The sequence below is a fragment of the Streptomyces sp. PA03-1a genome, from assembly GCF_033792805.1.
Classification (GTDB): Bacteria; Actinomycetota; Actinomycetes; order Streptomycetales; family Streptomycetaceae; genus Actinacidiphila.
On sequence record NZ_JARAVO010000145.1, the window covers coordinates 1 to 23,709 of the forward strand.

At 72.8% G+C, this 23,709-nt stretch carries 23 protein-coding genes; 17 read left to right on the top strand and 6 right to left on the bottom strand.

Going from position 1 to position 23,709, the window contains the following annotated elements:
* Positions 1 to 747, top strand: a 747-nt coding sequence (locus PV341_RS28390) for a glycosyltransferase (protein ID WP_500359313.1), incomplete at its 5' end; no start/stop codon positions are given.
* 28 nt (positions 748 to 775) lie between these two features.
* On the opposite strand, the gene PV341_RS28395 is transcribed toward PV341_RS28390, so the two are convergent.
* A complete protein-coding gene (locus PV341_RS28395) occupies positions 776 to 2,584 on the bottom strand; it encodes a glycoside hydrolase family 15 protein (protein WP_500328570.1) in 1,809 nt (602 codons plus the stop codon).
* 404 nt (positions 2,585 to 2,988) lie between these two features.
* Between PV341_RS28395 and pyrG the strand changes: the two genes are divergently transcribed.
* The 11 genes from pyrG (at position 2,989) to PV341_RS28450 (ending at position 16,163) form a co-directional block, all read left to right on the top strand.
* Positions 2,989 to 4,635, top strand: a complete 1,647-nt coding sequence (gene pyrG / locus PV341_RS28400; RefSeq protein WP_500328600.1) for a CTP synthase — start codon at positions 2,989 to 2,991, stop codon at positions 4,633 to 4,635.
* Between the two features lie 63 nt (positions 4,636 to 4,698).
* Positions 4,699 to 5,322, top strand: a complete 624-nt coding sequence (locus PV341_RS28405; RefSeq protein ID WP_500328568.1) for an NUDIX domain-containing protein — start codon at positions 4,699 to 4,701, stop codon at positions 5,320 to 5,322.
* Positions 5,323 to 5,451: 129 nt separating this feature from the next.
* Entirely contained in the window at positions 5,452 to 7,791 is a 2,340-nt protein-coding gene (locus PV341_RS28410) for a tetratricopeptide repeat protein (RefSeq protein ID WP_500328566.1), read from the top strand.
* A 250-nt stretch (positions 7,792 to 8,041) separates the two neighbouring features.
* On the top strand, positions 8,042 to 9,157 hold the full coding sequence (ald, locus tag PV341_RS28415; RefSeq protein ID WP_500359318.1) for an alanine dehydrogenase: 1,116 nt from the start codon (positions 8,042 to 8,044) through the stop codon (positions 9,155 to 9,157).
* A gap of 364 nt (positions 9,158 to 9,521) precedes the next feature.
* A complete protein-coding gene (locus PV341_RS28420) occupies positions 9,522 to 10,595 on the top strand; it encodes a ParA family protein (protein ID WP_499511083.1) in 1,074 nt (357 codons plus the stop codon).
* Complete coding sequence (locus PV341_RS28425) at positions 10,580 to 11,263, top strand: hypothetical protein (protein ID WP_500359314.1); 684 nt, start codon at positions 10,580 to 10,582, stop codon at positions 11,261 to 11,263. Before PV341_RS28420 ends, PV341_RS28425 begins: the two co-directional genes overlap by 16 nt.
* Positions 11,264 to 11,324: 61 nt before the next feature.
* Positions 11,325 to 12,488: a segregation and condensation protein A gene (locus PV341_RS28430; RefSeq protein ID WP_500328562.1), complete on the top strand. Its 1,164-nt coding sequence runs from the start codon at positions 11,325 to 11,327 to the stop codon at positions 12,486 to 12,488.
* Positions 12,481 to 13,158: an SMC-Scp complex subunit ScpB gene (gene scpB, locus PV341_RS28435; protein ID WP_500328560.1), complete on the top strand. Its 678-nt coding sequence runs from the start codon at positions 12,481 to 12,483 to the stop codon at positions 13,156 to 13,158. The genes PV341_RS28430 and scpB overlap by 8 nt, the downstream gene beginning before the upstream one ends.
* On the top strand, positions 13,158 to 14,258 hold the full coding sequence (locus PV341_RS28440; RefSeq protein ID WP_500328558.1) for a pseudouridine synthase: 1,101 nt from the start codon (positions 13,158 to 13,160) through the stop codon (positions 14,256 to 14,258). Before scpB ends, PV341_RS28440 begins: the two co-directional genes overlap by 1 nt.
* 118 nt (positions 14,259 to 14,376) lie before the next feature.
* Positions 14,377 to 15,153 (top strand): nucleotidyltransferase domain-containing protein, encoded by a 777-nt coding sequence (locus PV341_RS28445; protein ID WP_500328556.1) that lies wholly within the window; start codon positions 14,377 to 14,379, stop codon positions 15,151 to 15,153.
* Between the two features lie 20 nt (positions 15,154 to 15,173).
* Positions 15,174 to 16,163, top strand: a complete 990-nt coding sequence (locus PV341_RS28450; protein WP_500328596.1) for an ADP-ribosylglycohydrolase family protein — start codon at positions 15,174 to 15,176, stop codon at positions 16,161 to 16,163.
* On the opposite strand, the gene PV341_RS28455 is transcribed toward PV341_RS28450, so the two are convergent.
* The 5 genes from PV341_RS28455 to PV341_RS28475 all read right to left on the bottom strand — a co-directional run bounded on the left by PV341_RS28455 (position 16,122) and on the right by PV341_RS28475 (position 19,035).
* Positions 16,122 to 16,832 (bottom strand): nucleotidyltransferase domain-containing protein, encoded by a 711-nt coding sequence (locus PV341_RS28455; protein ID WP_500359315.1) that lies wholly within the window; start codon positions 16,830 to 16,832, stop codon positions 16,122 to 16,124. The two genes, PV341_RS28450 and PV341_RS28455, sit on opposite strands and share 42 nt — an antisense overlap.
* Before the next feature lie 18 nt (positions 16,833 to 16,850).
* On the bottom strand, positions 16,851 to 17,303 hold the full coding sequence (locus PV341_RS28460) for a Rieske (2Fe-2S) protein (protein ID WP_500328553.1): 453 nt from the start codon (positions 17,301 to 17,303) through the stop codon (positions 16,851 to 16,853).
* Complete coding sequence (locus tag PV341_RS28465) at positions 17,300 to 17,890, bottom strand: DUF6529 family protein (RefSeq protein ID WP_500328552.1); 591 nt, start codon at positions 17,888 to 17,890, stop codon at positions 17,300 to 17,302. The genes PV341_RS28460 and PV341_RS28465 overlap by 4 nt, the downstream gene beginning before the upstream one ends.
* A gap of 33 nt (positions 17,891 to 17,923) precedes the next feature.
* The gene (locus PV341_RS28470) at positions 17,924 to 18,583 is read right to left on the bottom strand and encodes a hypothetical protein (RefSeq protein WP_500328550.1); all 660 of its coding nucleotides are present in this window, start codon (positions 18,581 to 18,583) and stop codon (positions 17,924 to 17,926) included.
* 89 nt (positions 18,584 to 18,672) lie between these two features.
* A complete protein-coding gene (locus PV341_RS28475; RefSeq protein ID WP_500328549.1) occupies positions 18,673 to 19,035 on the bottom strand; it encodes a DUF952 domain-containing protein in 363 nt (120 codons plus the stop codon).
* A gap of 118 nt (positions 19,036 to 19,153) precedes the next feature.
* On the opposite strand from PV341_RS28475, the gene aroH reads away from it, so the two are divergent.
* The 5 genes from aroH (at position 19,154) to der (ending at position 23,582) form a co-directional block, all read left to right on the top strand.
* Positions 19,154 to 19,516: a chorismate mutase gene (gene aroH, locus PV341_RS28480; RefSeq protein ID WP_500328547.1), complete on the top strand. Its 363-nt coding sequence runs from the start codon at positions 19,154 to 19,156 to the stop codon at positions 19,514 to 19,516.
* Positions 19,513 to 20,598, top strand: a complete 1,086-nt coding sequence (locus PV341_RS28485; protein ID WP_500359316.1) for a prephenate dehydrogenase — start codon at positions 19,513 to 19,515, stop codon at positions 20,596 to 20,598. Before aroH ends, PV341_RS28485 begins: the two co-directional genes overlap by 4 nt.
* 90 nt (positions 20,599 to 20,688) lie before the next feature.
* Entirely contained in the window at positions 20,689 to 21,402 is a 714-nt protein-coding gene (cmk, locus tag PV341_RS28490) for a (d)CMP kinase (RefSeq protein ID WP_499511069.1), read from the top strand.
* Positions 21,360 to 22,058: a lysophospholipid acyltransferase family protein gene (locus PV341_RS28495; RefSeq protein ID WP_500328543.1), complete on the top strand. Its 699-nt coding sequence runs from the start codon at positions 21,360 to 21,362 to the stop codon at positions 22,056 to 22,058. Before cmk ends, PV341_RS28495 begins: the two co-directional genes overlap by 43 nt.
* 66 nt (positions 22,059 to 22,124) lie before the next feature.
* Positions 22,125 to 23,582 (top strand): ribosome biogenesis GTPase Der, encoded by a 1,458-nt coding sequence (der, locus tag PV341_RS28500; RefSeq protein WP_500328541.1) that lies wholly within the window; start codon positions 22,125 to 22,127, stop codon positions 23,580 to 23,582.
* Positions 23,583 to 23,709 lie beyond the last annotated feature (127 nt).

A 23,709-nucleotide genomic window follows, 5' to 3' on the forward strand; every position in this document is an offset into this window, starting at 1 on the left:
GTGCTGCGGTTGCTGGAGCGCCGGGTGGCGCGGGCGGCGGCGGTCGTGCTGGGCGCCTCGTCGGACCTGGTGGACCGGGCCCGTGCGGCCGGGGCCCGGGACGCCCGGCTCGGGCCGATCGGGGTGCCGGCGCCGCCGCGGGCCGCGCCGTCCCCGGAGGCGGTGGCGGAGGCGGAGCGGCGCCGGTACAAGACCCGGGACGAATTCGCCGTGGGGGAGCGTCCGTTGCTGCTCGCGGTGGGCCGTCTGGAGGCGCGCAAGGGGTATCACCTGCTGCTGGACGCGGCCCACGGCTGGGCGGGGCTCGACCCGGCGCCGTTGCTGGTCGTCGCGGGCGAGGGCTCGCTGCGTACGGAGCTCCAGGAGCGGATCGACAGCGAGGGGCTGCCGGTGCGGCTGCTCGGCCGCCGCGACGACGTGCCCGAACTCCTCGCCGCCGCCGACGTGGTGGTGCTGCCGTCGCGCTGGGAGGCGCGGTCCCTTCTCGCGCAGGAGGCGCTGCACGCCGGGGCGCCGCTGGTGGCGACCTCCGTCGGTGGTACGCCCGAACTCGTCGGCGAGGCAGCGGTGTTGGTGCCCTACGGCAATCCGAAGACGCTCGCGGACACCGTCACGCGTCTGCTGGGGGACCCGGCACGGCGTGCGGGGTTCGCCGCGGCCGGTCCCGTGCAGGCCGCCACTTGGCCGACCGAGGATGACACGGTCGCCCAAGTGCTCAGCATCTACGACGAGTTGACCTCGTCCTGAGGGCCGCTTCGCGGGCGGCGGCGGTGCGTCAGCCGCCGTACGCGCCGCTCGCGGTGAGCCGCAGCGCCGTGTCGATCAGCGGCACGTGGCTGAAGGCCTGCGGGAAGTTGCCGACCTGCCGCTGCAGCCGCGGGTCCCACTCCTCGGCCAGCAGGCCGAGGTCGTTGCGGAGCGCCAGCAGCTTCTCGAAGAGCCTGCGGGCCTCGTCGACCCGGCCGATCATGGCGAGGTCGTCGGCGAGCCAGAAGGAGCACGCGAGGAAGGCGCCCTCGTCGCCGGGGAGGCCGTCCAGGTTCTCGCCGCCGGGCGGGGCGTCGGTCGGGTAGCGCAGCACGAAGCCGTCCTCGGTGGACAGTTCCCGCTGGATCGCCTCGATGGTGCCGATGACGCGCTTGTCGTCCGGCGGCAGGAAGCCGACCTGCGGGATGAGCAGCAGCGAGGCGTCCAGCTCGCGCGAGCCGTAGGACTGCGTGAAGGTGTTGCGTTCCTTGTCGTAGCCCTTCTCGCACACGTCGCGGTGGATCTCGTCGCGCAGGTCGCGCCAGCGCTCCAGCGGGCCGTCGACCTCGCCGGACTCGATGAGCTTGACGGTGCGGTCGACGGCGACCCAGGCCATGACCTTGGAGTGGACGAAGTGCCGGCGCGGGCCGCGGACCTCCCAGATGCCCTCGTCCGGCTCGTCCCAGTGGTCCTCCAGGTACTGGATGAGCCGGATCTGCAGCAGCGAGGCGTAGTCGTTGCGGGCCAGGCCGGTCATGTGCGCCAGGTGCAGGGCCTCGGTGACCTCGCCGTAGACGTCGAGCTGCAGTTGGTGGGCCGCGCCGTTGCCGACCCGGACCGGGATCGAGCCCTCGTAGCCGGGCAGCCAGTCCAGCTCGGTCTCGCCGAGCTCGCGCTCACCGGCGATGCCGTACATGATCTGCAGGTTCTCCGGGTCGCCGGCGACCGCGCGCAGCAGCCACTCGCGCCAGGCGCGGGCCTCGTCGCGGTAGCCGGTGCGCAGCAGGGAGGACAGGGTGATCGCCGCGTCGCGCAGCCAGGTGAAGCGGTAGTCCCAGTTGCGGACGCCGCCGATGTCCTCGGGCAGGGAGGTGGTGGGGGCGGCGACGATGCCGCCGGTCGGCCCGTACGTCAGGGCCTTGAGGGTGATCAGGGAGCGGACCACGGCGTCCCGGTAGGGGCCGTGGTAGGTGCACTGGGCGACCCACTCCCGCCAGAAGTCCTCGGTGGCCTCCAGCGACGCCTCGGGCTCGGCGAGCGGGGGCGGCTCCTTGTGCGAGGGCTGCCAGCTGATGGTGAAGGCGATGCGGTCGCCGGGCGAGACCGTGAAGTCCGCGTAGGTGGTGAGGTCCTTGCCGTACGTCTCGACATCGGTGTCGTGCCAGACGGAGTCCGGGCCGGCGACGGCGACGGTGCGCTCGCCCACCTTGTGCACCCACGGCACGACCCAGCCGTAGCTGAAGCGCATGCGCAGCGCGGACCGCATCGGCACCCGGCCGCTGACGCCCTCGACGATCCGGATCAGCTGGGGGGCGCCGTCACGCGGCGGCATGAAGTCGATCACACGGACCGTGCCGCGGGGGGTGTCCCACTCGGACTCCAGCACCAGGGAGTCGCCCCGGTAGCGGCGCCGGGTGGCGGCCGGGGACGGGGTGCCGTTCGCGTGGGCGGGGCCGAGCCGCCAGTAGCCGTGCTCCTCGGTGCCGAGGAGGCCCGCGAAGATCGCGGGGGAGTCGAAGCGGGGCAGGCACAGCCAGTCGACCGTGCCGTCCCGGCACACCAGGGCGGCGGTCTGCATATCGCCGATGAGTGCGTAATCCTCGATACGCCCGGCCACGTAGGTCTCCCAGTCGAACGACGGCGGCGCCCCTTGGGACTGGGGCGGTGATTGCGGTCTGTGGATCTGTCGACGAGCTCTTTCCCGGGAGCGGGCGGGGTAGTGCCGTGCCGGTTCACTCGCATCGAATCGATGTGTCCGAGCAGGATACGACGACAACGCGGGCTGTGCGGAAGCGACGACCGCCCCCGCTGGGCCGGTCGGGTGCATTTTGTCGTACCAAACTCCCGGTGACCGCGTTTTTCGTCAGAGAGCCGCCCGCACCGTCTGGTGCGCGTCACTGATACCCTGGTAGCCCGTGGGCCGGTGGCCTGAACCACTGAACCGCCGCGACGACACCCCTCTTCATCACCATGGTGCCGTCCCGACCACCACCTCGCGACCACGGGAGCCCCCTGTTGGCACTGCCGCCCAAATCCACGACGACCAAGCACCTCTTCGTCACTGGGGGTGTCGCCTCCTCGCTCGGCAAGGGACTGACCGCCTCCAGCCTCGGCGCACTGCTCAAGGCCCGGGGTCTGCGCGTCACCATGCAGAAGCTCGACCCGTACCTCAACGTGGACCCGGGCACGATGAACCCGTTCCAGCACGGTGAGGTGTTCGTCACGGACGATGGCGCCGAGACCGACCTGGACATCGGCCACTACGAGCGCTTCCTGGACGTGAACCTCGCCGGCTCGGCCAACGTCACCACCGGCCAGGTGTACTCCTCGGTGATCGCCAAGGAGCGGCGCGGCGAGTACCTGGGCGACACCGTGCAGGTCATCCCGCACATCACCAACGAGATCAAGTCCCGCATCCGGCGCATGGCGACCGAGGACGTGGACGTGGTGATCACGGAGGTCGGCGGCACCGTCGGCGACATCGAGTCGCTGCCCTTCCTGGAGTCCGTGCGGCAGGTCCGGCACGAGGTCGGCCGGGACAACGTCTTCGTGATGCACATCTCACTGCTCCCGTACATCGGCCCCTCCGGCGAGCTGAAGACCAAGCCGACCCAGCACTCCGTGGCCGCGCTGCGCAGCATCGGCATCCAGCCCGACGCGATCGTGCTGCGCGCCGACCGCGACGTGCCGACCTCCATCAAGCGCAAGATCTCGCTGATGTGCGACGTCGACGAGGAGGCCGTGGTCGCGGCGATCGACGCCCCGTCGATCTACGACATCCCCAAGGTGCTGCACACCGAGGGCCTGGACGCGTACGTGGTCCGCAAGCTGAACCTGCCGTTCCGCGACGTCGACTGGACGCAGTGGGACGACCTGCTGGGGCGGGTCCACCAGCCCGAGCACGAGGTGAAGGTCGCCCTCGTCGGCAAGTACATCGACCTGCCGGACGCCTACCTGTCGGTGACCGAGGCGCTGCGCGCCGGCGGCTTCGCCAACAACGCCAAGGTCAACATCAAGTGGGTGACCTCGGACGACTGCAAGACCGCGGCCGGCGCGGCCCGTCAGCTCGGCGACGTGGACGCGATCTGCGTGCCCGGCGGCTTCGGCGACCGCGGTGTGGAGGGCAAGGTCTCGGCGATCACCTTCGCCCGCGAGAACCGCATCCCGCTGCTGGGTCTGTGCCTGGGCCTGCAGTGCGTGGTCATCGAGGCGGCCCGCAGCCTGGCCGGCATTCCGGACGCCAACTCCACCGAGTTCGACGCCGCGACCGCGCACCCGGTGATCTCCACCATGGCCGAGCAGCTCGACATCGTCGCCGGCCAGGGCGACCTCGGCGGAACCATGCGGCTGGGCCTGTACCCGGCGAAGCTCGCCGAGGGTTCCATCGTCCGCGAGGTCTACGGCGGCGAGCCCTACGTCGAGGAGCGGCACCGCCACCGCTACGAGGTGAACAACGCCTACCGCGGCGAGCTGGAGAAGAAGGCCGGCCTGGTGTTCTCCGGCACCTCCCCGGACAACACGCTGGTCGAGTACGTCGAGTACCCCCGCGACGTGCACCCGTACCTGGTGGCCACCCAGGCGCACCCCGAACTCAAGTCCCGCCCGACCCGTCCGCACCCCCTGTTCGCGGGTCTGGTCGCGGCCGCCGTCGAGCGCCTCAAGGGTTGATCGGTACGGTTGCCGGGGCGGGCCGGCGAACGGCCCGCCCCGGTACCGCGTACGGAGGGCACCATGCTGAAGGACACTCCCGAGGAGTGGCGGGTCACCGCCACCGCCACCCCCTTCACCGGGAAGAAGACCAGCGTCCGCACCGATGACGTCGTCATGCCCGACGGCGGCGTCGCCCGGCGCGACTACCAGGTCCACCCCGGCTCGGTGGCCGTGCTCGCCCTCGACGACCGGGACCGGGTGCTGGTCCTCAAGCAGTACCGCCACCCCGTGCGGATGAAGCTGTGGGAGATCCCCGCCGGACTGCTCGACGTCCCCGGCGAGAACCCGCTGCACGCCGCCCAGCGCGAGCTGTACGAGGAGGCCCACGTCAAGGCCGAGGACTGGCGGGTGCTCACGGACGTGTACACCACGCCCGGCGGCTGCGACGAGGCCGTGCGGATCTTCCTGGCGCGGGGCCTGTCCGAGGTGGAGGGCGAGCGCTTCGAGGTGTCGGAGGAAGAGGCCGACATGGAGTTCGCCCGGGTCCCGGTGGACGAGCTGGTCCGCGGCGTCCTCGCCGGGGAACTGCACAACAACTGCCTCGTGGTGGGCGTGCTCGCGCTGCAGGCCGCCCGGGCGGGGGACGGCCTGCAGGCGCTGCGTCCCGCCGAGGCCGAGTGGCCCGCGCGACCGTTCTCCGTGTGACCCGTTCGGTCTGACCATCCGATCGTCCGAGAGGGTGATCATTGACCGGATCCGCCGCGTCGCGCAGGGGGGTTGGACCCATACCGTGAACTAGGCTCTTGCCGTTCGTAGGAGAACGGGAGTGGGCCCGTGGCGGATCACGTGCTGGACGCCGACGCATCGGCGGCGGCCTCTGACGACGGCCCGTGGGGGCCGGCGTCGCAGACCCCGGCACACGGCACGCTGCCCCCCGGCCTGCCGGGGTTCGTCGGGCGCCGCCGCGAGCTCGAGGAACTGCGTGCCGACATCGACCGGCCGGGCCTGGCGGCCCTGCGCGGCCAGACGCCCGACGGCAGCCGCGTGCTCCTCGTGGCCGGCCGGCCGGGCTCGGGACGGACGGCGCTGGCCGTGCGCCTCGCCCACGAGGTCGCCGACCGCTACCCCGGCGGCCAGTTCTACGTACGGCTCAGTGAGAACGACGGCCGTCCGGTGCCGCCCGAGCAGTCCGCCCGCTCGCTGCTGCGCGCGATGGACGTCGAGGTCGAACCGGCCGCGGAGCGCGAGGAACTGCAGGCCGCACTGCGCACCGCCCTGAACGGGCGCAAGGCCGTCCTCGTCCTGGACGACGTCGTGGACTCCCGCCAGCTGCTGGACCTGATGCCCAAGGGCTCGGGGAACCTGCTGGTCGCCACGGCCGAGGGGCCGCTGCCCGGCGTCCACGACGTACGCCCGTGCACCCTGGGCGGGCTCGACCCGGTGGCGTGCGTCGACCTGCTGGCCGAGGCCGTTGGCCGGGTGCGGATCACCAACGACCCCCGGGCCGCGGAGGCTCTCGCCCAGGAGTGCGGCGGCCATCCCGCGGCGCTGCGCCTGGTCGCCGCATGGCTCGCCGCCCAGCCCCGCACCTCCGTCGCCGAGGCCACCCGCAGGCTGCACGCCGAGGCCGCCGAGCCGGCCGCCGCCGCCGGACCGGCGGCTCCTGTGGCCGCCGAGGGCGGCACGGCCACCCGGGGCGACGGCACGCTCCGCGCCGACGTCGGGTACCGCACGGGCAGCAACCCGCTGCCGGAGGCGCTGCGCGGCCTGGCCGCGGACGGGCAGGCGCGGGTGCTGCGCCGGGCGGGCACGTCCGCCGACCCGACCGCGCGGAAGCCCGGCGGCGCTCGGGACGCCGACGGTTCCGGGGGAGCGGAGGAGAAGGGGAACGCCGCCCCGCCGCCCACCCCGCGCGCCACTCCCGCGCCGGAGCTGCTGCGCGCCTTCCGCTTCGTCTACGGAGCGCTGTCGCCCGCCGTGGCCCGCATGCTGCGCCTGCTCGCGCTCGCCCCCTCGGGCCTGACCGACGCGCAGACCGCCTCCGCCCTGGGCGGCTGCTCGGTCGAGGCCGCGCAGGCCACGCTCGCGGACCTGGCCGGCTGCGGGCTGCTGCACCCCGAGCCGGCGGCCGGCGACCTGCCGGCGCAGTACCGCGTGCCGGGCTGGCTCACCCCGCCGCTGCGGGCACTGCTGGAGAGCACGGAGAAGCCGTCCGAGGTGCTGCTCGCCCGCGCCCGGATGCTGGAGCGCACGGTACGGCTGCTGCACGCGTGCCGGATGTGCCTGGAGGGCGAGTCGGAACCGGACGGGCTGCCCAAGTCGCTGCGCTTCGCCGGCCGTCCGGTCGCGGCCGGGTGGCTGCGGCTGCGGCTGCCGGTCCTGCTGGCCTCCGCACGACTGGCGGTCGCGGACGGCGAACTGGACACCCTGGCCCGCCGTCTCATGGCCGCGCTCGTCCGGGCCCTCGCCGCGGACCCCGACGGCGGCGCGACCGCGCCGGAGCGCTACCGGCTCCACCACCTGGTGCTGGACGTGGCCGAGCGGCGCGGACTGCACCGCGAGAAGGCGGCGGCCCTGCTGAACATCGGCGACCTGGACGTGGAGGCGGCCCGCCCGCTCGACGCCCTCGACCGCTACCGGGCCGCGCTGGTGGCCTCCCGGGAGGCCTACGACGGTGACGCCGAGGGCCGCGCGCTGGAGGCCATCGCCGGGACCTATTTGGAGCTGGACGACCCACAGCGCGCCTCCGACTGGTACGGCAGGGCGCTGGCCCTGCGGCAGGCCCGGGGCGAGGTGGTCCACCAGGCGCGGCTGCACTCCAGGCTCGGCGCCCTGTTCACCTACGCCGCCCACTACGGCAACGCGCTGCGCGAGTGGCGTGCCGCGGCGGCCGCCCACCGCCGGCTGAAGGACCTGCCCGCGCAGGCCCGTGCCCTCAGCGAGGTGGCCCGGGTCCAGGAGTACGCGGGCCACCCCGAGGACGCCCTGCGGACCTGCCGTGACGCCCTGTACTGGGCCCGGCAGGCGGGGGAGCGGCGGCTGGAGGGCGCCGTGCTGCTGCGCATGGCCGACACCCTGGAGCGGCTCGGGGACCCGGCGGGCGCCCGGCTCCAGCGGGCCGCGGCGCGCCGGCTGCTGCCCGCCGAGGAGATTCCGCAGCCCGAGGAGGACTGAGCGCCTCTGTTTCCGGGCCCAAGGGCCCACCGGGGGCCCTCAGATCACGCCGTCCGCGAGCTGTACCTACGAAACTGCCAATGCCTTCGCTGAAAGTAGTCACTTTGTAAGGCTGGACAGTGACTCTTCCTTCACTACACTTGGTCACACCGCAGAACATCGCGGTCAGGTCCGGCGTACTCCGTTATGGGGTGACATGTCCGGAGACCTGCACAAACCCTCCACTCCCGTGAACAGGACCGTGATCGACGTGAAGGTCGGCATCCCCCGCGAGGTCAAGAACAACGAGTTCCGCGTGGCCATCACCCCCGCCGGCGTGCACGAGCTCGTCCGAGGCGGCCACGAGGTCTTCGTCGAGCAGGACGCCGGCGTCGGCTCGTCCATCCCGAACGAGGAGTACGTCTCCGCCGGTGCGACGATCCTCCCGACCGCCGACGAGGTGTGGGCCGCCGCCGACCTGGTGCTGAAGGTCAAGGAGCCGATCGCGGAGGAGTACCACCGTCTCCGCAAGGACCAGACCCTCTTCACCTACCTGCACCTGGCGGCGTCCCGCGAGTGCACCGACGCGCTGCTGGAGTCCGGCACCACCGCGATCGCTTACGAGACCGTCGAGTTCGCCAACCGCCAGCTGCCGCTGCTCGCCCCGATGTCCGAGGTGGCCGGCCGGCTCGCCCCGCAGGTCGGCGCGTACCACCTGATGCGCTCGGCCGGCGGGCGCGGGGTGCTCCCCGGCGGCGTCCCGGGTGTGGCCCCGGCCAAGGCGGTCGTGATCGGCGGCGGCGTCTCCGGCTGGAACGCCGCGCAGATCGCCGTCGGCATGGGCTTCCACGTCACCCTGCTCGACCGGGACATCAACAAGCTGCGCGAGGCCGACAAGATCTTCGGCACCAAGGTGCAGACCATCGTCTCCAACGCCTTCGAGCTGGAGAAGGCCGTCCTGGACGCCGACCTCGTCATCGGCGCGGTCCTGATCCCGGGCGCCAAGGCCCCCAAGCTCGTCACCAACGAGCTGGTCTCCCGGATGAAGCCCGGCTCGGTGCTCGTCGACATCGCGATCGACCAGGGCGGCTGCTTCGAGGACTCCCGTCCCACCACGCACGCCGAGCCGACCTTCGCGGTGCACAACTCGGTCTTCTACTGCGTCGCCAACATGCCGGGTGCGGTGCCGAACACCTCCACCTACGCGCTGACCAACGCGACGCTGCCGTACATCGTCGAGCTGGCCAACGGCGGCTGGCGCGAGGCGCTGCGCCGGGACGCCGCGCTCGCCAAGGGCCTCAACACCCACGAGGGGCAGGTCGTCTACGGCCCGGTCGCCGAGGCCCACGGCCTGGACGCCGTCGACCTGGCCACCGTCCTCGGCTGACGCCGGCTGGTCGACTGATCGATTTTTCTCGCGTTGGCGTCAACTTGTCGCCAATCCGGTACGCACGGCCGGGTCTTGAGTCTCAAGGCCCGGCCGTTCGCGTGGAACCATACTGTTTTGCCGATTCGTCCCCCCGCGAAACATCCCCGGCGTCGTCGTTACACCCTTGACAGCGAGACGTTCGGTTGCCGACACATCGTGCCGTGTCCGGTGGATTGTGTTGCTGTGAACCACCGACACGCCATAGAGTCGCCAACCGTCGGCATGCTGCAACGCTGACCTATTGAGAAGTTTCCTGGTCACCAAGGAGGTAAGACGACTTGTGAATGAGTCGACATTTGCTCCCGGGGGTGGTCAGCCAGGAATGACCGTGCAGACCGACGGCTCCGCACGGCTCGAACCGGTGGCCTCCGTGGCCGTCCGGACGTTCGAGGCGCGCAGGACCGGGACAGACAACGAGACGCGTTACGCGAACCCCATGGCGCACTACGAAGAAGAGCTGCAGGACGGTCAGTTCTACGACCCCGACGCGGAGTACGAACCCGACCCCGAGTACGCGGCCACGCTCGCACCCGACGCGGCGCGCCAGCGCCGTGAGCGCGTGGGCCCCACCGGCCGCCCGTTGCCGTACTTCCCGATCCCCGGCCCACTGACGGACCACGGCCCGGCGAAGATCATCGCCATGTGCAACCAGAAGGGCGGCGTCGGCAAGACGACGTCCACCATCAACCTCGGTGCTGCGCTGGCCGAATACGGCCGCCGCGTCCTCCTGGTCGACTTCGACCCGCAGGGCGCGCTCTCCGTCGGCCTCGGCGTCAACCCGATGGAACTGGACGTCACGGTCTACAACTTGCTGATGGAGCGCGGGCTCTCGGCCGATGAGGTGCTGCTGAAGACCGCGGTGCCCGGCATGGACCTGCTGCCCAGCAACATCGACCTGTCGGCCGCGGAAGTCCAGTTGGTCAGCGAGGTGGCCCGCGAGTCCTCGCTGCAGCGCGCGTTGAAGCCGCTGCTGCCCGACTACGACTACGTCATCATCGACTGTCAGCCCTCGCTCGGCCTGCTGACCGTCAACGCCCTGACCGCGGCCCACCAGGTGATCGTCCCGCTGGAGTGCGAGTTCTTCGCGCTGCGCGGTGTCGCGCTGCTCACCGAGACCATCGAGAAGGTCAGGGAACGGCTCAACCCCGAGCTGGAGCTGGACGGCATCCTCGCCACGATGTACGACTCGCGCACCGTGCACAGCCGCGAGGTGCTGGCGCGGGTCGTCGAGGCCTTCGACGACCACGTCTACCACACCGTCATCGGACGGACCGTCCGCTTCCCGGAGACGACGGTCGCCGGTGAGCCGATCACCACCTACGCCTCCAATTCGGTCGGCGCCGCCGCCTATCGCCAGCTCGCCAGGGAGGTGCTCGCCCGGTGTCACGCCGAGTGAGTCTCCCGGGGGCCGACGAACTGTTCCGCACCACCGGGGGGCGGGGGCTCCAGTCCGCGACGCCGCGGCAGCACGCCAACGGCGAGACTCCCGGCACGGGCACGGGCACGGGCCCCGGCGGCGGCCCCGGCACGGACTCCGGCGCGCCCGGCGAACGCCCGCTGCGGCCCGTGCCCGCCCCCGCCGAGGAGCCGGCGCCCGAGGAGGCGCCCGTCAGCGAGTCCGCGGCGCCCTCCGAAGCCGCCGAGCACGGCGGACGGGACGCCGACACCGACCCCGGCACCGCGCCCGCCCCCGCGGCCCGCTCCGTCCCCGAGCAGGCGGGTCCGTCCGGTCCGGCCGTCCGGCGCGGCCTGCAGGCCCCCGGAACGGGCTCCACGGGCCCCCAGGCGGCTCCGCAGCCGCCGCAGCCCCCGCAGCCGCGCCGCAAGTCCGGTCGGGCCCCCAGGCGGCCCAGCGGGCGCGAGCGCCACGACGAGAAGATCACCGTCTACGTCTCCGCCGAGGAGCTGATGGACCTCGAGCACGCCCGCCTCGTCCTGCGCGGGGAGCACGGGCTCGCCGTGGACCGCGGGCGCATCGTCCGCGAAGCGGTCGCGGTGGTCCTGGCCGACCTCGAGTCCCGCGGCGACGCGAGCATCCTCGTACGCCGCCTGCGCGGCCGCTGACGCGCTCCGCGCGATACGGTGCCGTCCTCCGTACGGCCCCGTCAGCACCATCTGGACCCCCATGCCCCCCGACGACACCGCCAGCCCGCAGCGCTCCCGCCGCCTCCTCGGCCGCGGTCCCGGCGCGAACCCCGTGCCGCCTCCGGCCGTGGCCGACGAGGGCGCGGGCGAGGCGGGCAGTGACTTCGGCCACACCGCGCCCGCGGCGCCGCCGCCACCTGCCGCCGTCGAAGCAGCGGCGGAGGCCGTCCCGCAGCCCGAGGGGCACCTGCTCGTCGCGGAGCCGCCGCCCGCACCGGAGGCGGGGGACGACGGACCCCAGGCCGCGCCGGACGGGGAGCCGCAGCCTGCCGGCGAGCCGGGTGACGAGCCGGGTGACGAGGGGAACGCCGAGGAGGGCGCCGCCGCGAACGACGGCCGGTTCACCGTCCGGCTGGCGAACTTCGAGGGCCCCTTCGACCTGCTGCTGCAGCTGATCTCCAAGCACAAGCTCGACGTCACCGAGGTCGCCCTGTCCAAGGTGACGGACGAGTTCATGGCGCACATCCGCGCCATGGGACCGGACTGGGACCTGGACCAGACCACGGAGTTCCTGGTCGTCGCGGCGACGCTGCTGGACCTGAAGGCTGCGCGCCTGCTGCCCGCCGCCGAGGTGGAGGACGAGGAGGACCTCGCCCTGCTGGAGGCCCGGGACCTGCTCTTCGCCCGGCTGCTCCAGTACCGCGCCTACAAGCAGATCGCCGCGATCTTCGCCGAGCGGCTGGAGGCCGAGGCGCTGCACCACCCCCGCACCGTGGGACTGGAGCCGCAGCACGCCGAGCTGCTGCCCGAGGTGGTGCTGAGCATCGGTCCGGAACGCTTCGCGCAGCTCGCCGTCAAGGCGATGCAGCCGAAGCCGAAGCCGCAGGTGTACGTGGACCACATCCACGCGCCGTTGGTGAGCGTCCGCGAGCAGGCGGAGCACGTCATCGCGATGCTGCGCGAACGCGGCGAGGCGAGCTTCACGGAGCTCACCTTCGACGCCCCCGACACCCTGACGGTCGTCGCGCGCTTCCTGGCACTCCTGGAGCTTTACCGGGAGAAGGCGGTGGCGCTCGAGCAGGAGGAGGCCCTGGGTACGCTCCGGGTCCGCTGGACGGGCGGCGAGGCGGCACCGGCCCAGCCGCTCGTCACCGACGAATTCGACCAAGTGCCGGCCGCCGCGAAGGACGGGAAGGATGGCTGACGTGACGGAGGTGACCGGGGTGACCGAGGCGGTCGAGGGGACCGGTGAGGCGGCGGAGGGCGCGCCCGCGGGGCTGCTGTCCGTGGCGGAGCTGGAGCTGAGGCCCGCCCTGGAGGCGGTCCTGATGGTCGTCGACGAACCCGTCACCGAGGAGACCCTGTCGAAGGTGCTGGAGCGCCCGCGCCGGGAGATCGCGATCGCGCTCCACGACCTCGCGGAGGAGTACGCCGCGCAGGGCCGCGGCTTCGACCTGCGCCTGATCGCGGGCGGCTGGCGGTTCTACACCCGGCCCGCGTACGCCGCGGCCGTTGAGAAGTTCGTCCTGGACGGCCAGCAGGCCCGGCTGACCCAGGCCGCGCTGGAGACGCTGGCGGTCGTCGCGTACCGGCAGCCGGTGAGCCGGTCCCGGGTCTCCGCGGTGCGCGGGGTCAACTGCGACGGCGTGATGCGCACCCTTCTGCAGCGGGGTCTGGTGGAAGAGTGTGGGACGGAAGCCGAGACAGGTGCGATCCTGTACAGGACGACGAACTACTTCCTGGAGCGGATGGGCCTGCGCGGCCTGGACGAGCTGCCCGAGCTCGCCCCGTTCCTCCCGGAGGCGGCCGCCGTCGAGGCGGACTCCCTGGAGGGCGTCCCCTCATTCGACCCGGACTCGACGACGGATACTTGATGCGAAGCAGTAGCGGCAGCGGCAGGAACAGCGGCGGCAACCGGAATCCCCGGGGTGCCGATGGGGGCACGTCCCGGTCCAGGACCGGGGGGCAGCGCGACGACCAGCAGAAGCGCGCGGGCCGGCCCCGTCCGGAGGAGCGGCGCTACGACGTCGGCGGCAGCTCCGGCGGCCCCGGTGGAGCGGGCGGAGCCGCCAAGCGCGGCACCGGCGGCAGGCCGGGCGGCACCGGCGGCAAGCCGGGCGGTGCCTCGGGCAAGCCCCGCAAGTCCACGCCCGCGCGCCCGCGCGAACTAGACGCCCAGATCGAGGAGCGCAACCGCGAGCGGCACAGCAAGCCCAAGCTGAACCTCCCCAAGACCTTCCCGGGCGCCGAGCAGGAGGGCGAGCGCCTGCAGAAGGTGCTGGCCCGGGCGGGCATGGGCTCGCGCCGCGCGTGCGAGGAGCTGATCGAGCAGCGCCGTGTCGAGGTGAACGGCAAGATCGTCACCGAGCAGGGCCTGCGCGTGGACCCGGACAAGGACGAGGTGCGCGTCGACGGGCTGACCGTCGCCACGCAGTCGTACCTGTTCTTCGCCCTGAACAAACCGGCCGGCGTCGTCTCCACGATGGAGGACCCCGAGGGCCGCCAGTGCCTCGGCGACTACGTCACCAACCGCGAGACCCGGCTGTTCCACGTCGGGCGGCTGGACACCGAGACCGAGGGCATCATCCTGCTCACCAACCACGGCGAGCTGGCCCACCGTCTGACCCACCCCCGCTACGGCGTGCAGAAGACGTACCTCGCCGCGATCAACGGCGTGCTGCCGCGCGACATCGGCAAGCAGCTCAAGAGCGGCATCGAGCTGGAGGACGGCTGGGCCCGCGCCGACAGCTTCCGCGTCGTGCAGCAGACCGGCAAGAACTACCTCGTCGAGGTGACCCTGCACGAGGGCCGCAAGCACATCGTCCGCCGCATGCTGGCCGAGGCGGGCTTCCCGGTCGACAAGCTGGTCCGCACCAGCTTCGGCCCGATCGCGCTCGGCGACCAGAAGTCCGGGTGGCTGCGGCGGCTCACCAACACCGAGGTGGGCATGCTCATGCGCGAGGTCGACCTCTGAGCCGTCCGGTCCCCGCCGTCACGGGCCGGTCCGCGCCCCCTGCCGGACCGGTTCTCTGACCGGCTTCCCATCGGATAAGGACTTTCCCGGAGGACGCCGTTCCGGGAAGGATGGCGCCATGACCATCCACGCCGAACGTCTGCGCGGGGCCGGGCTGCCCGAACTCTCCCCGGTCCTCGCGCAGCAGGGACACCCGTTGCTGTTCGCCACCGTCTCCGGTGCGCACCTGTACGGCTTCCCGTCCCGCGACTCCGACGTGGACCTGCGCGGCGTCCACCTCCTCCCGCTGTCCGACCTGATCGGGCTGCGGGAGGGCGAGGAGACCCAGACCCGCATGTGGGAGCAGGACGGCCTCGAACTCGACCTGGTCACCCACGACCTGCTGAAGTTCGCCCGGCTCATGCTGCGGCGCAACGGCTACGTCCTGGAGCAGCTGCTGTCCCCGCTCGTGGTGCACACCAGCGGCGTCCACGCCCAACTGGTCGACCTGGCACCCGGGGTCATCACCAGCCACCACGCCCACCACTACCGGGGCTTCGCCCGTACCCAGTGGGAGCTGTACGAGAAGACCGGCGAGCTCAAGCCGCTGCTCTACACCTTCCGGGTGCTGCTGACCGGCATCCACCTGATGCGCACCGGCACCGTCGAGGCGCACCTGCCGACGCTGCTGGACCACGTCACCGCCCCCGGGTACGTCCGCGAACTCATCCACGAGAAGGCCGTCGCCGAGCACGGCCTCGCCATGGACCTCGACCCGCGCCGCGTCCGCGCCGACGTCGAGGCCCTGCACGCCGGTCTGGACGACGCGCAGCGGGACACCCGGCTGCCCGGCGAGCCGGCGGCCTACGACGCCCTCCACGACCTGGTCGTGCGCACCCGGGTGGCCGCGGCGTGAGACGGGCCGCCTCGGGGGCGATGGCGGGGCTGGCGATCGGTGACGCGCTCGGTTTCCCCACGGAGTTCAACGACGTCCCGTCGATCCTCGCCAAGTGCGGTCCGTGGCGGGAGATGGAGCTGCCCCGCCCGGCCTTCGTCACCGACGACACGCAGATGACGCTCGCCCTCGCCCGCGGGCTGCGCACGGCGATGGACCGCGGCCCCCTCACGCCGTCCCGGCTCGCCCGCCCGGTGCGCGAGGAGTACGTCGACTGGTACCACTCGCCCGACAACAACCGCGCCCCCGGCCGCACCTGCCTGGTCGCCTGCGAGAAGCTGGACCACCCGGACCGGCCCTGGCAGGAGGCCAGCCAGACCGGCTCCAAGGGCTGCGGCGCGAACATGCGGGTCGCCCCGGTCGGCCTCGTCCCCGGCCTGCGCCCCGAGGAAAGGGCGGGGGCGGCCCAGTTGCAGTCCGCGCTCACCCACGGCCACCCCACGGCGCTCGCGGCCTCGGACCTCACCGCGCACGCCGTCCACCTGCTCGCTCAGGGCGCCGCGCCCGCGGAACTGACCACCCTGCTGCGCGGCTACGCGATGGAGCAGCGCGACACGTACCACGAGTGGTGGCTCGGCGACCTGTGGCTGCGTGCCCAGGACCACGGCCCGGTGGCCTTCGTCCGGCGCGGCTGGGACGAGTGCCTCGGGGTGCTCGACCGCCTCGACGAGGCGCTCGCGGCGCCCGACCGGGAGGCCGACCCGTGCCTGGCCGGCGGCGCGGGCTGGATCGCCGAGGAGGCGTTCGCGACCGGCCTGCTGTGCTTCCTGCTCTTCCCCGACGAACCCGTCACCGCGGTGCGCCGGGCGGCGTGCTCCTCGGGGGACTCCGACTCCATCGCCTGCCTGACGGGCGCCTTCGCCGGCGCGCACCACGGTCTCGCGGCCTGGCCGGACGCCTGGGTGGAGCGCATCGAGCACCGCGACGAACTACTGGCCCTCGGCGCCCTCTGGGACGGTGACGGCGGCTGACGCCCGCCGGACCCGGACGAGGAAGTCCTCGACGCGGGCCCGGTCCGGCTCGTCCGGGAGCGGACTGCGCGGCGCGGCGGCCTCGGCCTCCCCGTACAGCCGGAGCATCCAGGACTCCGTCTCGGACCAGCCGACCTCGCCGCGCTTGACCGCCAGCAACCGCTCCCGGTGGTCGCCGACCCCTATGCGCAGTTCGCCGGTGCGCAGCAGGTCGCGGGCGCTGATCAGCAGACGCAGCAGGTGCATGGCGTGCTTCCAGCGGGGCGCGCCGTGCGTGCGGACGTCGGCCTCCAGCTTCCGCAGCTGGCCGGTGGCGTAGCGGGCGAAGCTCTCGTGGACGTGCCGGGACAGGAAGGCGCCGCGCAGGGCGAGCAGTTCCTTCCCGGTGTCGTCCACGTGCTCGACGAGCGGGGAGTGGAGGCACTCCAGGATGTTGGGGTTGGCGTGCAGCGCGAGCTCGCAGAACCGCTCCAGCTCCCAGGAGAACTGCTCGGGCTCCGGGCCGTCCACGTGGCGGGGCGGCTTGTCGAACCGCCAGAAGAGCGGCGTGGGCGCCACGTACACCCCGCGGCGGTCGGTGTCACTGCCGTCCGTGGCCAGGCCGAAGGCGCGTGAGCCCATCACACAGGCGTAGACGGTGTGCCGGCGTACGAGGTCGTGGTCGCGCATGGACGGGGATCGTACGGGCTACACGAGGAAGATCTCGCCGTCTTTTTCGGTGATCTCCTCGGGGGGAAGCGGCTTCTTGGCCGGTCCCGCGGCCACCGAGGCGTCGGTGATGCGGAACTTGCTGCCGTGGCAGGGGCAGTTGATGGTGCCGTCGGAGACGCTGTTCACGATGCAACCCTGGTGGGTGCAGACGGCGGAGAAGGCCTTGAACTCGCCGGCCTGGGGCTGGGTCACCACGACCTTCTTGTCCGTGATCACCGTGCCGCCGCCCACGGGCACGTCGGCCGCCTTCACCAGCGCCGCGCCCTCCCCCGACGGGGGAGCGGAGGCCGGTGCCGAGCTCGGCGCGGAGACGGGCTCCGAGGCCGGTGGTGGCGCGGAGGTCGCCGCCGCGGGCGGCGCGCTCTCTTCGCCGTACTTGCTGCAACCCGCCAGCGCTGCCGTGGACAGCAGCACCATGCGTCGCTTCATGTCGTCACCCCGACCGTTCTGAAGAACCACAACGCGGACGTAAGCCACAGCACCGTCAGCGCCGTGAAGACCAGCCCGCCGACGACCGGCAGCAGCCAGCCCGGCAGTCGCTCGGCCCGCAGCAGCAGCATCTTTGCGGTGAATGCCCCGAAAAAGAAGCACCCGAGCAGCGAGTGCCCCATCACGCGGCTGCTGTACGTCTGATAGCCCAACGCGTACAGGCAGTGCACGGCGACCGGGATGGCCAGCAGGAACGCGATCCGGCCCGACCAGCGGTGCAGCCCTCCGGTCCAGGAGGGGGCGCGGACGCCCGGCACCTTGCCGTACATCACCAGCGCCGAGACCGCCTGCACCAGGGCGAAGGCGAAGGCGGCCGTGGCGAGCCAGGACTTGACCGCGCCCGTGCTGGAGAAACCGGCCAGGTTGAAGGCGGTGCCGGCCGGGTCGTGCACCCTGCCGTACGCGCCGAGGGCGACCGCGACCGCCGCGGCGGCGACCGCGGGGACGAGGAACACGGCGACCCGCCGGCGGGGGCGCGGTGACGGGGCCGGGAAGGACGTGGTGGCGGCGTTCGGGTCCACGTTCATGGGGCGCTCCTGCTCCTGCCTGCGGGCGGACGGTCAGGGGATCGGCCGTGCGGTGAGCTGCGTGCCGTCCACGGTCACGGCGCCGGTGGCGGGGTCGATGACGGGCGCCGCCGACGGTTCGCCGTCGCGCGAGACGATCCCCACCTGCTTGCCGTTCGGGAGCACGATCCAGCCGCCGACGACCCGCGCGCCGCGCACCGAGGCGGTCGCCCGGTACAGACCGGACGGCTTGACCGCGCGCTGCGCGGTGAAGGGCTGCTCCACGCCGGTCAGCCGCACCTCGCCGGTGACGCGGCCGCCCTCCAGGGTGCCCTCCAGCGAGGCGCCCCGGTCGCCGGTCAGGCGCATGCCGCCGTCTTCCCGGACGTCGCCGCGCAGCCAGGCCTCCTTGGTGCGCCCGTCGCAGACGTACGCGACGGCCTTGCCGTCGCGCAGCGCGATCGCGACGCTCGCCGCGTCGTCGCCGGTGCGGCCCGCGTAGTCCGCGTCCGGGCGGGGGACCGCGGTGCTGCGGGACGGGGAGGCCGCGGGGGCCGACGACGGCGGGGCGGCGGACGGCGTCCGGCTCGCGGCCGGCGGGCCGCCGCCCTTCGGCCCCACCTGCGGCGGTTCCGTCGTCGCGTTGAGCGACAGCATGATCAGCGCGAGTGCCAGCCCCGCGAGGAGCGTGTGGAGCGGTCCGGAACGCTTCATGTCCGCCTCCCCCGAGGCCGCGCGGTCAGGGCACCATCGAAGCGGACGGCCCGCCCCGCGTCCAGGGGCGTGTCAGGACGAAGCGGCGCTCACGACCACACCGCCAGCGCCACCGCGCGACCCTCCGTGTCCCGCTGCACCTCCAGCATCCCGACCACCGCGCTGCGGTTGATGCGCCCGTACACGTGCGGGAAGCGCGTCTCCTGCGGGACCCCCGGCGGCGGCACCGGATCGGCGTCCTCCCACAGCACACGGGCCTCCAGGGCCTCCTCGTCGATCAGCAGCACCATCAGCGGGCCCGGGGTGCCCCGGTAGAAGGCGTCGGCGACGGCGAGCGCAACCGCCTCGTCGGGCGCGCAGTGCACGAACCCGTCCTCGGCGAGCGACGAGGGCGCGTACGGACGGTCCGGGTCGCGCAGCCAGTCGTCCAGCGGAACAAGGTGGAAGATCATGCTTCATGGTGTACCGCAGCACCCCTGGCGTCTCGCAGGGCGGGCGTGTCCGCCGCGCCCCGTCCGCCCCGACTACGCTGACCAGGTACGTGCGCGCAGCAACACAGGGAGCGATGACGTGGCGGTACGAGCGGTCCGCGGAGCCGTCCAGCTGGAGCGGGACGAGGCGGAGCACATGCACGAGCAGGTCGCCGAGCTGCTCACCGCCATCCTGGAGCGCAACGGCATCGCGGTGGACGACCTGATCAGCGTCTGGTTCACCGCCACCCCGGACCTCCACAGCGACTTCCCGGCGGTCGCCGCGCGCAAGCTCGGCATCACCGACGTGCCGCTGATCTGCGCGCAGGAACTCGACATCGCCGGCGCCATGCCCCGGGTCGTGCGCATCCTCGCCCACGTCGAGTCCGGCCTGTCCAAGGGTGAGATCTCCCACGTCTACCTCGGCGCCGCGGCCGCCCTCCGCAAGGACATCGCCCAGTGAGAACCGCCCTCGTCATCGGTACCGGCCTCATCGGCACATCCGCCGCCCTCGCGCTCGCCGCGCGCGGCGTCGAGGTCCACCTGGAGGACCACGACCCCGCCGTGGTGCGCACCGCCGCCGCGCTCGGCGCGGGCACCGACGAACCCCCGTCCGGCCGGGTCGACCTCGCGATCGTCGCCGTGCCGCCGGCCCACGTCGCCGCGACCGTCGCCGACGCCCAGCGCCGCGGGCTCGCCCGCGGCTACCTGGACGTCGCCAGCGTCAAGGCCGGACCGCGCCGCGACCTGGAGGCGCTCGGCTGCGACCTGACCTCGTACATCGGCACGCACCCCATGTCCGGCCGCGAGCGCTCCGGCCCCCTGGCCGCGACCGCCGACCTCTTCGAGGGCCGCCCCTGGGTGCTCACCCCGACCCCGGTCACCGAGACCGAGGTGCTCAACCTCGCCCTGGAGCTGGTCGCGCTCTGCCGCGCCGTCCCCGTCGTGATGGACGCCGACGCCCACGACCGCGCCGTCGCCCTCGTCTCGCACACCCCCCAGCTGGTCTCCAGCATGGTCGCGGCGCGGCTGCAGCACGCCGAGGACAGCGCGGTCCGCCTGTGCGGCCAGGGCATCCGCGACGTCACCCGGGTCGCGGGCTCGCAGCCCGGCATGTGGATCGACATCCTCTCCGCCAACCCCGGCCCGGTCGCCGACGTCCTCGCCGATCTCGCCGCCGACCTGACGGAGACCGTCGAGTCCCTGCGGGCCCTGCAGTCCGCGGACGACGTCAAGCGCCGCGACGGCGCCGCCGGCATCGAGGACCTCCTCCGCCGCGGCAACGCCGGCCGGTCCAAGGTCCCCGGCAAGCACGGCTCCGCCCCCAAGTCCTACGACGTCGTCGCCGTCCTCATCGGCGACCAGCCGGGGGAGCTCGCGCGGCTCTTCGGGGACACGGGGGCGGCGGGGGTCAACATCGAGGACGTGCGGATCGAGCATTCGACGGGGCAGCAGGCGGGTCTGGTCCAGTTGATGGTGGAGCCGGCTGCGGCGGCGCGTTTGTCGGCGGCGTTGCGGGAGCGTGGCTGGTCGCTGCGCGCCTGAGCGGGGGGCCCGGGAATTCGTGGTACGGAGCCGAATGGGTGGGCCGGTAACCTTGTGGGGATGGCATTGCGCCAGCCGTGTACCTGCTCCATGCACAAGGAAGGTCCCCCGACTGTGTCGAATCCGGTGATCGTCGCGATCGACGGCCCCTCGGGCACTGGCAAGTCCAGCACTTCGAAGGCGGTCGCGGCCAAGCTCGGCCTGAGCTACCTGGACACCGGAGCGCAGTACCGGGCGATGACCTGGTGGATGCTGAGCAACGGCGTCGACGTGAACGACGCAGCCGCCGTGGCGACCGCCGCCGAGAAGCCGGTGATCGTCTCCGGGTCCGACCCGGCGGCGCCCACGATCACGGTGGACGGCGTGGACGCCTCCGGCCCGATCCGCACCCAGGAGGTCACCGCGGCGGTCAGCGCCGTCAGCGCGGTGCCGGAGGTGCGCAGCCGCCTGGTCGGGCTGCAGCGCGACGCGGCCACCGCCGCGCCCGCCGGCATCGTCGTCGAGGGCCGCGACATCGGCACCACGGTGCTGCCGGACGCCACCGTCAAGATCTTCCTCACCGCCTCCCCGGAGGCCCGCGCCGCCCGCCGCGGCGGCGAGCTGAAGGCCACCGGCAGCGCCCAGGTCGACCTCGTGGCGACCCGGGAAGCCCTCGTACGGCGCGACGCGGCGGACTCCGGCCGCAAGACCTCCCCGCTGGCGAAGGCGGACGACGCCATGGAGGTCGACACCAGCGAGCTCACCCTCGACCAGGTCATCGAGTGCGTCGTCACCCTCATCGAGGAGAAGCGGGCGGCTTCGTGAGCGACTCCTCCGCGGTTCCGGGACCGAAGGGCGCGGCCGTCGGCCGCCGCATCGGCATCGGGATCATCAACAGCCTCTGGCGCCCCCGGGTGCTCGGCGCCTGGCGGTTGCCCGCCTCGGGGCCGGTGATCCTGGCCGTGAACCACTCGCACTACGTGGACGGGCCGGTGCTCATGGGCACCTGCCCGCGCCCGGTGCACTTCCTGATCAAGAAGGAGGCGTTCATCGGGCCGCTGGACCCGTTCCTGCGTGGGATCGGCCAGCTCCCGGTGGACCGCCACAGCACCGACCGCACCGCGGTGACCAGCGCGCTCGGCGTGCTGGAGCGCGGCGGGGTCCTGGGGATCTTCCCCGAGGGCACCCGGGGCGAGGGCGACTTCGCCGACCTGCGGGCGGGCCTGGCGTACTTCGCGGTGCGCTCCGGCGCGCCCATAGTGCCGGTCGCGGTCCTCGGCACGTCCCGGCCGGGACGGCTGATCCGCGGCCTGCCGCCGGTGCGCGGCCGGGTCGACATCGTCTTCGGCGACCCCTTCGACGCCGGTGACGGCAGCGGACGCCGTACGCGTACGGCACTGGACGCCGCCACCGTGCGCATCCAGAAGCACCTGAGCGGACACCTCGAGTACGCCCGGCGCACCACGGGCCGCGCCTCCTAGCGTCGGCCTGATCCACACTGGGGCGTGCAAGCCCCCGCACATTTGACGATCGACGGAGAAGCTTTCATGGACATCGAGAACGAGTACGGCGAAGTCGGCGCGCTCGACGACGCCGAGTACGCCGAGTTCATGGAGCTCGCCGCCGAGGAGGGTTTCGACCTCGACGAGGTCGCGGGCGACCTCGCGGCGGCGGGCCACGGCCCGCTGCCGGTCGTCGCGGTCGTCGGCCGCCCGAACGTCGGCAAGTCGACGCTGGTGAACCGGATCATCGGCCGCCGTGAGGCGGTCGTCGAGGACCGTCCCGGCGTCACCCGCGACCGCGTCACGTACGAGGCCGACTGGAACGGCCGCCGCTTCAAGGTCGTCGACACCGGCGGCTGGGAGCAGGACGTCCTCGGCATCGACGCGTCCGTGGCCGCGCAGGCCGAGTTCGCGATCGAGGCCGCCGACGCGGTGGTCTTCGTGGTGGACGCCACGGTCGGCGCGACCGACACCGACGAGGCCGTCGTCAAGCTGCTCCGCAAGGCCGGCAAGCCGGTCGTACTGTGCGCCAACAAGGTCGACGGCCCCTCGGGCGAGGCGGACGCCGCCATGCTGTGGAACCTGGGCCTCGGCGAGCCCTTCCCGGTCTCGTCGCTGCACGGCCGCGGCACCGGCGACCTGCTGGACGCGATGCTGGAGGCGCTCCCCGAGGCGCCGATGCAGTCCTTCGCCAACACCATCGGCGGCCCGCGCCGCGTCGCGCTGATCGGCCGCCCGAACGTCGGCAAGTCCTCGCTGCTGAACAAGGTGGCGGGCGAGGAGCGCGTCGTCGTCAACGAGCAGGCCGGCACGACCCGCGACCCGGTCGACGAGCTCATCGAGCTCGGCGGCAAGATCTGGAAGTTCGTGGACACCGCGGGCATCCGCCGCCGCGTCCACCTCCAGGAGGGCGCGGACTACTACGCCTCGCTGCGCACCGCGGCCGCCCTGGAGAAGGCGGAGGTCGCCGTCGTCCTGATCGACGCCGGCGAGACCCTGGCCGAGCAGGACACCCGCATCATCTCGCTGGCCGTCGAGGCGGGCCGCGCCATCGTCATCGCCTACAACAAGTGGGACCTGCTGGACGAGGAGCGGCGCTACTACCTCGAGCGCGAGATCGAGAAGGACCTCGTGCAGGTCCAGTGGGCGCCCCGGGTGAACGTCTCCGCCCGCACCGGCCGCCACATGGAGAAGCTGGTCCCGGCCATCGAGTCCGCCCTGGCGGGCTGGGAGACCCGGGTCCCCACCGGCCGTCTCAACGCCTTCCTGGGCGAGCTCGTCGCCGCCCACCCCCACCCGATCCGCGGCGGCAAGCAGCCCCGCATCCTCTTCGGAACCCAGGCCGGCACCAAGCCCCCGCGCTTCGTGCTCTTCGCCTCCGGCTTCCTGGAGGCGGGCTACCGCCGCTTCATCGAGCGCCGGCTGCGTGAGGAGTTCGGGTTCGTGGGGACGCCGATCCAGGTGTCGGTGCGGGTGCGGGAGAAGCGCGGTCGGAAGAAGTAGCCCCTGCGGGGGTGGGCGTGGTGCCGCCTGTCTGGTCGTTCCTGTGGGGGTGATCGGGCGGGCGGTTCTTCGTGGGGGTCTGCGGCCGCAAGAAGTAGCCCTGCCGGGGCCGGACATGGTGCCGCCC